Here is a 14314-nt window from a genome sequence, read left to right as displayed (position 1 = left end):
ACAGTTGGTATGAATGCCCATGACTGGTCCAATATCACAGTTTACGCTTACAATGTTACCAGTTCCACCCTTTCGTCAGGTGTTGAAAGCAAGGTACAGATACCTAATAATCCAATTAGCATCATTGATGTCCCATCCTCTTTCATTGTCGATGTGGGAGATACAATAACTATAGATGCTAATCGTACAGATGCTGATGGTGACAGTCCGACCTTCTCATCCGATGACCTCAATATCTTTGACATTGATCCATCATCTGGTGTAGCCAGTTGGACCACAAAAAACAAGGATATAGGGACACATTACGTTAACTTGACCGTATCAGATGGTTATGGCTCCGTAGACCATCAGGTTGTAATGATCACAGTAACAAATGTGAACAGTGCACCTGTTCTTGGAGAAATAGGTTCACAGTCAGTTTTTGAAGGTCAGGAGCTTGCATTCACTCTTAACGGAACCGATCCGGATAATGACCCTCTTACATATTCAATGAGTGGGGAACCTGCTGGTGCAACCCTTGACCCATCGACCGGTGATTTCTCATGGACTCCAGATTACGATGATGAGGGAATACACTCTATTGAGTTCATGGTCTCAGATGACAGCAATGCTAATGATACTGAGAATGTACTGATCACAGTTAACAATATGAACCGTGAACCGGTTCTTGATGCGGTCGGTCCTCAGTCTGTCAATGAGTCTGAAACACTTACTTTCACTCTAAATGCAACTGACCTTGATAATGAGACTCTGACATATTCCATGATTGGATCCCTGTCAGGAGCAACTCTCGATCCTTCTACTGGTGTGTTCTCCTGGACTCCAGGATATGATGCCAGTGGAATCCATTATGTCGACTTTATAGTTACAGACCCTGTGAATGGTAATGACCTTGAGAATGTCACTATCACGGTCAACAATGTCAACCGTGCACCTGAGCTTACATCAATAGGTGCTCAGTCGGTGTCTGAAGGTCAGGAACTCTCATTCACTCTAGTAGGAAGCGACGATGACACTGATGATACACTCATTTACTCAATGAGTAATCTTCCATCAGATGCGACACTTAATGAGACCACTGGTGAGTTCTCATGGATCCCTGACTATGATACTACTAATGCTACTGCCGGGTTTGATGATGTAACTGCAATGTTCACTGTGTCCGATGGAGAAGATACTGCTTCTCAGTATGTCATTATCACAGTTACAAATACGAACAGAGCACCAGAGTTCCCTGCATTTGGAACTGTGAATGCTTATGAAGGTACAGAACTTGTACTGAACATTAGTGCAACTGACCCTGATGAAGACACTCTCAGCTACTTTACAAATGCAACCTTTGGTACTATGAATGGTACTAACTTCGAATGGACGCCTGATTATACTCAGTCAAGAACCTATTTCGTTGAGTTCACTGTTGAAGATGCTTCATTGGATGACAAGATTGTAGTAACTATAGTTGTCAATGATGTGAACCGTGCTCCTGTGCTTGACTATATACCAACTGTCTCAGTGAATGAGACCGAGGAAGTTACTATCACGCTCAGCGCAAATGATCCTGACGGTGACTATCCACTGTACTTCTCTATGGACTCAAACCTTGGTGATCTTAATGATAATGTCTTCACTTGGACCCCTGATTACATTTATCAGAATACCACTACTTACATCAATTTCACTGTAAGCGATGGTTCTCTTTCAGATACAAAGATGGCTGTTATTGGTGTAAATGATACTAATAATGCACCTGTATTTGAATATGTAGAAGAGAAAACGATTAATGAAAATGAATATCTCTCCTTCACTGTCACTGCAATAGACCCAGATATTGATGATGAACTGACTTATTACGTATCCGGTGCTCCCTCTACTGCAATTATATCTTCAAATTCTGCAGGAATTAATTTTAGCTGGACCCCTTCCTACGATGAATCAGGTACTTACAATGTGGAATTCATAGTAGAGGATGGAATGGACTATTCGGACAAAATGATAGTTCCTATTGTTGTCTCGAATGTCAATCGTGCTCCTGTGTTTGATTCACTGCAGTCAGGCTATACTATCAATGAAAATGAATATCTTGCGATAACTCTCGGTGCAAATGATCCGGATAGTGAAGATGAAGATCATATAACAGTGTGGATTAACAATACTGGTAATGCATCTGGTACTCTTAACGGTGATATATATTCCTGGGATACGAATTATCGTGACAGTGGCATTTACAATATGGAATTTATAGTGTCCGATGGAACGGTCAATACATCAGGAACGACCACAATTACGATCAATGATGTCAATGCACCTCCTGTGCTCTCATCCATAGGTTCAAAGAGCGTAGAGGAAGAGGATGAACTGACATTCACCATCACAGCATCAGACGTAGATGGTGATAATCTGAATTATTCAGCCCTGAACCTCCCGGATAATGCAACTCTGGGTAATACAACAGGTGTCTTTACATGGACTCCTGTAGATGGGGATGCAGGAACTTATTCGGTCATCTTCTCCGTAACTGATGGAGTAGACACAGATTCACAAACCGTGGCCATCACTGTAACATCAACCTCATCTACTTCCAGTACCACTTCTTCCAGTTCCGGTGGCGGTGGAGGCGGCGGTGGAGCTGCGACCTCTGGCGAGGAATTCGACAATATCGATTTCAAGGACTACAATCTGAAATCAGTTGTAAGAGAGGTTGATACAAGCTTCTCCTTCTATAAGGAGAATAACAGTATAGTTTCCCTGAGCTTCATCTCAGAGCTTAATGCAGGACAGGTCAAGGCAGTAGTTGAAGTGCTGAAAGATACTTCCTCACAGGTTGACTCTGCTGCACCGGGTGATGTTTACAAGAACATGAACATCTACATTGATTCAAACCTTGCAGATGACGTAATAGATGATTGTAAGATCAATTTCAAGGTGGACAAGGTATGGGTCGATGAGAACAATATCGATGTATCTATGATCACACTCTGCAGATATAATAGCGGAGAATGGGATATACTTCCAACAGCGGTCACAGGAGAAGATGAGTACTACTACTACTTCACTTCTACAACTCCTGGATTCTCTTCATATGCGATATCAAGCGTAGACCCATCAACTATGACCCAGGAGGTATCAGCTGAAGAGATCGTAGCAACATCTGTTGATATAGAACCAATGATGTCAACAGAGGATGAAACACCACTGGAATCCGGAGCAGAGCTTCCACAGAAGGAAAGTTCATCATTCCCATTCCTGATAGTCATAGGACTTATCGGTATCATGGCAATGGGCTTTGTAGGTTACAGGAACCGTGATTACTACGAAAAGGTGAAGACGCAGCTTGGAAATCCTGATGGTAAGCGTTACAGACGTATGAAGAAATAAGTAGATATTGTAATTACGACAGACCTTGAAATACCATGGTCTGTTGTTAACTTATATTTGTCCAGCAGTTCCATACTCAGTTGATTATAATTATTTTATTATATTCAAATAACTTTATCTCGACCAGAAACCAAAGTACAATCGATTATGGAGGGGATTTTATCTTTGATAGTATACGGAACGGATCTGCCCGGTTAGTTGAAAACGGGAAATTGCATGACACTTCAAGCCTTTGCTCTTTTTCAATAAGAACTTTGATAATTCTGTTCATCATCATATTTTCACAAACAACGGCACTTGCTGCACTGGTTGATACTCCGGTTCTTGATGTAATAGGTGACCGTTCTGTAAGTGAGAACAGTATGCTGACCTTCACTTTATCTGCAGAGGATCCCGAGAACGATACCCTTACTTTCTCCTCTCCTGATATTGCATCTCTTGGTGCTACCCTTGATGCTTCTTCTGGTCTCTTCGAATGGACTCCTACCTATGATCAGGCAGGCAGTTATCTTGTACAGTTCGTGGTCTCCGATGGCTCATATATTGATTCGGAATACATTACAATAACCGTGAACAATGCAAATCGTTTACCTGTATTCTCTGCTATTGATGATACTCAGGTTGACGAGAACGTCCCTGTCCAGTTAACACTTGAAGCAACTGATGAAGATTCTGACATCCTTGCCTTCTCAAAGGATGCATCATTTGGCACTCTTGAGGGAAATGTATTCACCTGGACACCAGATTACGATGACCAGGGAGAACATACAATAGTCTTCAGTGTAACGGATGGCTCTTCATCCGTAACACAAACAGCTTTGATAAATGTATCAAATGTGAACAGGGCACCTGTATTGTATTCTGTAAGTGATGTTTCCGTTCCAGAAAACACGCCAGTCACCATCCAGCTGAATGGTTTCGATGCTGATGGCGATGACATCACTTATTCTGTTGGTAGTTTACCAGCAGGTGCGGTATTTGATGAGAATACAGGACTGTTCCAATGGTCTGAACCAGGTTCTGCAGCAAAGTATGTACTGACTTTCAGTGTGAGCGATGGAATCGGTTCGGACAGTTTCACCTCAATGATTGTGATTGATAATTCCAATTCAGCTCCCGTCATGGATTCTATAGGTAGCCAATCCATAGATGAGAACTCTGAACTTTCATTTGAAATTACAGCTGCTGATGACAAGACAAAGAAACTTAGTTTTTCATTCCCGGATGGATTTCCATCTGACCCTACTGTTACAATGGGTAGTAATTCTATTCAGATCTCATGGATTCCCTCTTATGAAGAGGCAGGAAGTTACAAAACTGAATTCAAAGTATCTGATGGTACGTATTCAACATATCAGGTAGTTGATATAGTTGTCAATGATGTGAACCGTGCTCCTGTAATTGATGCTGTTGCTGACTATTCTGTCATTGAAAATGGTCTCCAGTACATCAATATGAGTGCAACTGATCAGGATGGCGATACTCTTACATATTCAACTAACAGCAGCCTTGGTATAGTAAGGGGTAATACTTTCATTTGTACTACTGATTACACAGATGCAGGTGTGTACACTGTAGAGTATACCGTGTCTGATGGTATCCTGAGCAACAGTACAACGGCAAAGATCACGGTCACTGATTCCAACATGCCTCCAAAGCTTAATTCCATAAGTCCCAGAGAGGCGGTCATAGATAAGGAACTGGAGTTCTCTCTTTCTGTATCCGATGAGGATGAAGGTCAAACCTTCTCATACAAGGCACTGGACCTTCCAGTCAATGCCAGTTTAGATGAGGATACAGGAACCTTTGAATGGACTCCTTCAAGTGATGACATTGGCGATTATTCAGTCAGTTTCTATGTGAGTGACAGTTCTCAGGAGGACTATGAGACAGTTTCCATAACTGTAACTGAGACTTCTTCTTCCTCAACCAGCACAACTTCCAGCTCCAGTGGCGGTGGAGGCGGCGGGTCCATGACAACAGGCGAACTCTATGAGAATATTGTATTAAAGGACTATGTCCTCAAGTCTGTCATACGAGAGACTGAAACGGTCTTCTCTTTTGAGGAAGAGGCTAACAGCATAACCTCTATAAGTTTCACTTCAAAGCTCAATGCAGGTCAGGTCAAGGCAATGATCGAAATGCTGAAGGGCACTTCTTCTCTTGTTGATGAGGCTGCTCCTGGAACCGTATATAAGAATCTCAACATATGGGTAGGTGATTCGAAATTCTCTTCGGACACTCTCTCTGACATACTTATCGAGTTCAAGGTCGAACGTTCGTGGATCGAGTCGGATGATCGTGATCCGGAACTTGTTGAGTTGTACAGGTATTCTGACAGTTCATGGAACTCTCTTGAAACCTCTCTTGTTGACGAGGATGAGGATTATTTCTATTATGAGACAGAAACTCCCGGATTCTCCTCTTTCGCAATAGTTATCCCACCTGAGATATCTGAGATCACCATGTCTGAGAACAGTACTCAGATAAATGAAACAATGATGTCTATTGATGATGAGATCCCAACGGGTGAAAGTGGCTACGCAGCTTCACAGGAAAGTAAAAGGTCCATTGTATTGTTCTTGTTGATAGGCGTCATAGGTTCTATTGTGGCAATTGGATACAAGTACAGATCCCATTATGATGAATTATACAAGCAGATCGGCAATCCTGATGGTAAGCGTTACAGACGTTTGAAGAAATAATTGTCTCTTACCATTTTTTTTATTTTTTCCGATTGTGGAATGCGCAGGCAATATTATTTTATACAGCACATAATTATTATTATATCACTGTAATTAAAAAAATTTATAATCCATTAATGTTTACTTTATTTTAGTTGGTGGTGGGCAGTTCCTGTCATAAGATCTATCGCTCTTTGTAGTGGTATCTTTGAAGATAGGTTCGACCTTCTTCCGCGAATGCTTTATGGGGGTAAGGCATGTTTCCCGGTGGGTCTGACAAACATAGCAATCTATACTTTATTTTGAAAAGCATCGTTCTGTTGATAATACTCGTCCCTGTGGTCTCAAGTGCATATTCAAATGAGACTGTCATAATGGGCAGCACGGTTACCAATAACAATACTTCGTTCTTCTTGCCGCTGTTCGTTGAGAACGCTACAGGTATGAGATCACTTTCCCTGGATATCAATTTCAATAACGCTTCTTTGCAGATAGATGATATTGAGGTAAATGATACATTATCAGGGTTTCAACTGGCATACTATCTCAACAATTCAACAGGTTTTGCCAATATGTCGCTCAGCTCTGTGAATATCATCACAGATGAGAAAACTCATGTGGCTGATCTATTTTTCAGAGCAATGGCAATGGGAACCTATGATGTTCTCTTAAATAACGTCTCAGTTGAGAATGACACTCTGTCCTATCCTGCTCAGTTCGTTACCAATGGCTCTGTAAGGGTGAATTATCCACCAATTATAGGTGAGATCGCTGACATGATGGTAAGTACAGGTTCAATTATCTCATTCCAGTTAACGGCATCTGATGAGGATGATGCTGTTCTTACATATGGGGCAGAGGACCTTCCATTGGGATCAGAACTGAACTCCAGCACGGGTGCATTCTCATGGATACCATCTACAGATGATATAGGGGAACATGCTGTTGATTTTTCAGTATCCGATGGTTATGCTGTGGATAACACACAGGCCAATATCACCGTTATCTCTACTGTTACTGATACTGCCCCTGAAATGGAACCTATAGGCAATCAGTCAGTTAATGAGAACCAGACACTTTATTTCACCATAAATGCCATTGATCAGGAAGGTGACCCTGTAGAGTACTCATCATCTGATCTGCCAGATGACTCCACTCTTGATAATGTCACAGGTGAGTTCCGGTGGGTCACAGATCACGAGGATGCAGGTACTTACTCCGTAGAGTTCATAGCTTCTGCAAATGGCCTGAGCGACTCGGAGATCATAATAATTGAGGTTTTCAATATCAACCGTCCTCCTGTACTGGATCCCATAGGTAATAGGGAGGTCGATGAAGGTTCAACGTTGTCTTTCTTTGTCTCAGGTTCTGATCCTGATAAGGAACCGGTTAACTATTCAGTCATCGGGTTGCCTGATAATGCAACATTTGACAATTTCACAGGTGAGTTCATCTGGACCACATCCGACGGTGATCAGGGTCTATATTCCCTGACCTTCTATGTAAGCGATGGTCTTCTGTCTGATTCAGGAACAATGGCCGTAACAGTAAAGGACGTGAATCATGCTCCAATCCTCTCTATTCCCTCAAGCGCAAGCGTTGCCGAAGGAGCCACCCTTCTCCTTGATCTTAATGCTTCAGACCCTGATGGCGATGCGCTTGTTTACTCAAAGGATGTTACCTTCGGTTCACTGGACAACGGTATCTTCTCATGGACCTCCGGTTATAGTGACGAAGGCACCTATCAGGTTACTTTCACTGTTAATGATTCAGAGCTCAATACAAGTGGAACGGTGGCAATCTATGTTTCACATACTAACTCTGCACCGGTTCTTGAAGTGATACCGGATGTCACAGTAAGTGAACTTGGAACAGTTACCATTGAGCTTAATGCCACAGATATTGATGATGATGAACTGACCTTTGGAAAGAACGTGACCTTCGGAGATATCACAGACAACGTCTTTACCTGGGGAACCGGTTTACATGATAGCGGTATCTATACTGTCCTCTTCAATGTTTCCGATGGTGAGTTCACCGATTCAAAGACAATGACGATCACAGTAGAGAATACCAATTCTCATCCTGTTATAACTTCAGTTGGTACACAGTATGGCAGAGAAAATGAACTGATATCTTTTACTCTCAATGCTTCTGATGCAGATAATGATACTCTTACGTACACATCCTCGCCACTTCCTGACGGTGCGAATCTGGGTTCTACTACTGGTATCTTCACTTGGGTCCCAGATTATGGTCAGTCCGGCACATATGATATCGAGTTCAGTGTGTCCGATGGCCAGGCATCAATATCAGATACCATGGCAATAACAGTACAGGATGTTAACCGTCCTCCTGTCCTTTCCCTTCCTTCAAGTGCAAACGTTGCTGAAGGAGATGCTCTTTTGCTAGACCTGAATGCTTCAGATCCTGATGGCAATGAGCTTGTTTACTCAAAGGATGTTAGCTTTGGTTCACTGGATGATGGTATCTTCTCATGGACTCCCGGCTTTAGTGATGAAGGCACCCACCAGGTTACATTCACTGTTAATGATTCAGAGCTCAATACAAGTGGAACAGTAGTTATCTATGTTTCAAATACTAACTCTGCCCCGGTTCTTGAAGAAATACCTGATGTAACAATAAGTGAACTTGGAACAGTGGTCATTGAGCTCAATGCTACTGATATTGATGATGAGTCTCTTACTTATACAGCTTCACCACTTCCTGACGGTTCTGATCTGGGTTACACCACCGGTGTCTTTACATGGACCCCCGGTTATGATCAGTCCGGCATATATGAAATAGAGTTCACTGTATCCGATGGACAGGCATCGACGTCAGATAACATTACAATAACAGTACAGGATGTGAATGCTCCTCCTATCCTTTCATCGATCGGGTCAAGGTCTGTAAATGAGAACGATACATTGAGTATCACTCTCTCAGCTACAGATGCAGATAACGATACATTGTCCTATTTCACGAATGCTTCATTCGGTTCCCTAGTTGATGATGTTTTCACATGGACCACTACATATGAAGATTCAGGTATCTATTATGCAGAATTCACTGTGAATGATGGCATTGAATCTGATTCTGAAACCGTACAGATCACAGTGAATGATGTGAACAGACCACCTTTCATTGAGCCTATATCGGATAAGGTGGTGGATGAGGATGAGGAACTTGTAGTACTTATCACTGCAAGTGATCCTGATGGTGATGAACTCTTTTACAGTAAAGATGTTGCATTCGGAAATCTCGATAATAAGATCTTCACCTGGACTCCTGGTTTTGATGACAATGGTCTATATGGTGTCAATATCACTGTTTCGGACGGTTATCTGGAATACACCGAATTCTTTAAAATAGCAGTGGGTAACACGAATGTACCTCCTGTCCTTGGATCAATAGGCAATAAGGAGGTCGATGAGGGTCAACTTCTCTTCTTCACGATTAACGCAACAGATGCAGATCCCAATGATGTCCTTACATACTCTGTCTCAGGCAATCCATCAGGTTCCAGTTTCGATCCAACGACACATGAGTTCACCTGGACCCCTTCATATTCACAGGCTGGCAGCTATAGTGTTGTTTTTGAGGTCAGTGACGGGGCATACATCGATGTCGAACTGATTACCATAGTTGTCAATGATGTAAACCTTCCTCCTGTTCTCAATTCCATTGGAAACAGGACAGTGGATGAGAACTCCGAAATAAGCTTTGTGATCTCAGGTAGTGACCCCGACCCTGATACTCTTAGTTACACAGTTACAGGTGCTCCTTCCGGCTCATCTTTCAGTGGTATCACAGGTGAGTTCTCCTGGACTCCTGGTTATGAGGATTCAGGTCCACATGATGTTACTTTCAGTGTGAGCGATGGTTCCCTTTCCGATTCTGAAACTGTGACAATTACGGTCAATGATGTTAATCGTCCTCCTGAGCTGGAACCAATAGGTAACAAAGCAGTTGCCGAAGGTTCAGAACTGGTGTTCACCGTTTCAGGCAGTGACCCCGATGATGATACTGTCACTCTCGAAGCTACAGGTGTCCCGTCAGGTGCCAGTTTCGATGAAAACACAGGTGAGTTCTCCTGGACTCCCGGTTTTGATGATTCAGGGACATATAGTATTACTTTCACCATCAGTGATGGTTCCCTTTCCGATTCAGAAACGATCTCTATCAGCGTAGGATCAGTAAACCGTGCCCCTGAATTAAATCCCATAGGCAACAAGAGCGTAGATGAGAACTCAGAACTGCGATTCACAGTATCAGGAACAGATCCTGACGGTGGAACTCTTGTATACAGTGTAGAAGATGCTCCCTTGGATGTAAGCTTCGATGAGAACAGTGGCGAGTTCATCTGGATTCCCGGTTATGAGGATTCAGGCACATACGATCTGACCTTCATTGTAAGTGATGGTTTCCTCTCTGATTCCGAGACTGTGACGATCACTGTCAACAATGTCAACCGTGCTCCTGTTCTGGCTGCCATAGGTAACAAGGCAGTTGCTGAGGGGTCAGAGCTAAGTTTCACAGTGTCTGCAAGTGATCCTGATGGTGATGATCCGGTACTAAGTGCTGTGGGTGTTCCTGATGATGCTAGTTTTGATGAGAATACAGGGCAATTCACTTGGACCACAGATTTCGATGATTCTGGCAGCTATAGTGTTACTTTTAGTGTAAGTGATGGCTCTCTTTCCGATTCAGAGACCATATCCATTAGTGTTGGTTCTGTTAACCGTGCTCCTGTAATGGGTACGATCGGCAACAGGGAAGTGGACGAGAATTCGGAGATCGTCATCTCGTTATCCGCTACTGATCCTGATGAGGACCAGTTGGTGTATTCGATATCAAATTCTCCTGAAGATGCCAGTTTCTCATCGAGTACAGGTCAGTTCCGCTGGACGCCTGATCACGAGTCTTCAGGAATATATCCTGTTACCTTTACCGTTAGTGATGGTTCCCTTTCTGATTCAGAGACCATATTCATAACTGTGAATGATGTGAATCGTCCTCCAGTTCTGGATGTTATAGGTAACAAGGTTGTCAGTGAAGGAACAGAACTATCCTTTACTATATCAGGTTCAGATGCCGACCTTAATAATTTGATATACACTGCAAGCAGTGTTCCTGATGGTGCCCACTTCGATGCTTATACCCGTAAGTTTACCTGGACCCCTGATTTTGATGATTCAGGTACTTATAGTGTCACATTCACTGTGAGCGATGGTTCTCTTTCCGATTCAGAAACGATATCTATCAGTGTAGGTTCAGTCAACCGCGCCCCTGAGCTAGATCTAATTGGAGACAGAACAGTTTATGAGAGTTCGGAGCTGAGGTTCACTGTATCTGGCACTGATCCTGATACAGGTGACCAGTTAAGTTATTCTACTTCTGTTCTTCCTGATGATTCTACATTCAATGCAAATACCGGTGAGTTCGTCTGGATCACTGATTTCGATGATTCCGGAACTTACACTCTCACATTTACGGTAAGTGATGGCAGTCTCTCCGATTCAGAGACCATTGTCATAACAGTGGTTCATGTGAACCGTGAACCTGTGCTAATGGTCACCGGATCAAGGTCAGTGGATGAGAACAAAGCTCTTACTATCACTCTGGATGCAGTGGATTATGATGAGGACACACTTCTTTACTCAGTTACAGACCAGCCATCAGGTTCTTTACTAGATCCTTCGAATGGTGTTTTTACCTGGACTCCGACCTATGAACAGGCTGGAGTATATACTGTAACTTTCGTAGTTTCAGATGGACTTGAAGAGGACACTGAGGATGTAGAGATAACAGTCAATGATATTAATCGCCCTCCGGTGATCGATCTGCCGGATAATGTGCAGGTGGCTGAGAACAGTACACTGGTGCTTGATCTGAATGCTTCGGACCCTGATGAAGGTGACATTCTTTTGTATTCCAGGGATGTGGAATTCGGTTCCCTGAACAATGGTGTTTTCACCTGGACCCCTGGCTATAGTGACGAAGGTACCTATCATGTAAAGTTCACTGTGAACGATACTGAATTCACTGTAAGTGATACGGTTATCATAGATGTCACGAACTCCAATTCCGCACCTGTGATAGAATCAATATCCGATACACTTGTCAATGAGCTGGATACTGTTACTATAGAGCTCATTGCTTCCGATATAGATGATGATGATGAACTGACATTCACAAAGGATGTGACCTACGGTGATCTGGCAGATAACATCTTTACCTGGACCCCTGATGTGAATGACAGTGGTTTCCATAGTATAGTGTTCACAGTCTCAGATGGTCAGCTCACTGATTCCACAGTGGCCAAAATAGCAGTTGGAAATACCAATATGCCACCTGTCATAGTTCCTCCGGATGAGCAGCATGGTAAAGAAAATGAATTGCTGACATTCACACTGAATGCTTCAGATGAGGATGATGGGGATAATGAGATTCTGACATATGCAGTCCTGCACGCTCCTTCAGGTGCAGCGATCAATAGTTCCACGGGTGTCTTCACCTGGACCCCTACCTATGAACAATCAGGCAACTATTATGTGGAGTTCACCGTATCTGACAAACTATACACTGCTGTTCAATATGTAACGATAGATATAGACGATGTCAATCGTGCTCCTGTATTCGGTCAGATGCTTGTGCATTATGTGAATGAGACCGAGACACTTCAGATATCGCTCAATGCATCCGATCCGGATAATGATGAACTGAGCTATTCTACTAATTCAGGAGTAGGACAGGTCATTGGTGATATCTTCACCTGGACACCGGGTTATTCGGATGGTGGTGACCATAGCATTAACCTGACCGTCACAGATGGTCATCTCACGGACAACACCACGATATCAGTGCATGTGAACGAGAAGAACATGGCACCTGAGATCGATACTATTGGTTCTTTCTCTGTTTATGAGAACCAGACCCTTGAGTTCTCAATAAATGCTACCGATGCTGACGATGATGAACTTACATATTCCGCAGGAGGTCTTCCATCAGGTGCTTCACTCAATGCCTCAACAGGATTATTCACCTGGCGTCCGGGTTACACCCAATCAGGCCTCTATTCCGTAGAGTTCCGTGTGACCGACGGAGAACTGAATGCATCAGAAGCGGTATCCATAAGGGTCTATGATGTTGACCGGAGTACCACAGAGGATTACAGTGGGTTTACAACAGGTAGCAGTGGTGGTTCCGGAGGTGGTTCTTCAAGTGCTTCTGAGGACTATGCCAATGTAGCCTACAAGGATTATTCTATACAGTATGTCACACAGGGTAAAGAGGTCACTTTCGAGTTCCCTAACAGAGAGAATTACCTTGAATATGTTAAGTTCGATGCGTTGCAGGCAGCCGGTCAGATCACAGCAGTGATCGAGATATTGAAGGACCGTTCTTCTCTTGTCAGTAGCAGTCCATCCGGAGATGTATATCATTACATCAACATATGGGTTGGGGATGTTAAGTTCAATTCAGGGAACTATTTCTCATCTGCTCAGATAAGTTTCAAAGTAGAGAAAGAATGGCTTACGGAGAACAACGTAGACCCATCAGCCATAAAAATGTACAGATACTCGTCCGGTGCATGGAAAGAACTGAAGACATCCAGAATAGGTACTGATTCCAGTTACTATTATTATAAGGCAGAGACCCCGGGATTCTCTCCTTTTGCAATTGTTAGCACAGGAAGTTCCCCTGTCCTGAGAAATACAGTGCCTGATGTGGAAGCTGAGAGCACCAGAATAAGCTATGGTGATGAGTCCAGGCTCAATTCCATAGATGCTGTATCCGATGCAGAAGCAATGAACGAGGCTGTATCCTCTTCATCCAAACCCATAGACCTGGGTTTCTTCTTCATAGGTATAATCGGTATTCTGGGAATTGGTTCGGTACTGGGTTACAGATCAAGGGACGAGTCCGTCGTCCTTTCCAGATATTATGAAGCTCTGCATGGTTTCCTTCTTGCCGTCAGAAATGCTGTGGAATGGTTGGAATATAAATTAAGTTCTGAGTCCAGGGAGAAGGATTACGCGATCCTTTCAGAGAAATGGCAGGAGATGAGGAATGCAGACTACAGGGCTATATACGAAAGACAGATCGCTGAAATAAAGGAAAGACAGAAAAGGTGAGATATCGTATTTTCCTTTTCCTGTATTTTTACTTTTGATCCTCATATCGATCTCCCTTAATTTTATCTATTATCGCACTGTATTAATAAAAAGGGAAAATTTACAGGGAGATAT

Annotated in this window: 3 protein-coding genes; all 3 read left to right on the top strand. The window is 43.0% G+C overall.

What is annotated here, in order from left to right; translation table 11 throughout:
• On the top strand, positions 1–3375 hold a 3375-nt coding region (locus BM008_RS12905), incomplete at its 5' end, for an Ig-like domain-containing protein (RefSeq protein WP_177188069.1).
• A gap of 254 nt (positions 3376–3629) precedes the next feature.
• Entirely contained in the window at positions 3630–6080 is a 2451-nt protein-coding gene (locus BM008_RS12900; protein ID WP_091937669.1) for a PGF-pre-PGF domain-containing protein, read from the top strand.
• A gap of 236 nt (positions 6081–6316) precedes the next feature.
• Complete coding sequence (locus BM008_RS12895) at positions 6317–14200, top strand: putative Ig domain-containing protein (protein WP_091937668.1); 7884 nt, start codon at positions 6317–6319, stop codon at positions 14198–14200.
• Positions 14201–14314 lie beyond the last annotated feature (114 nt).

The sequence above is a fragment of the Methanolobus profundi genome (genome assembly GCF_900114835.1).
In the GTDB taxonomy this organism is placed as follows: Archaea; Halobacteriota; Methanosarcinia; order Methanosarcinales; family Methanosarcinaceae; genus Methanolobus; species Methanolobus profundi.
Note: the sequence above shows the minus strand (reverse complement) of the source record. Positions and strands in the feature narration are given on the sequence as shown.

Bases quoted from the DNA above. Each gene is read 5' to 3' on its own strand.
- BM008_RS12895 (WP_091937668.1), top strand. From the start codon at position 6,317: ATGTTTCCCGGTGGGTCTGACAAACATAGCAATCTATACTTTATTTTG.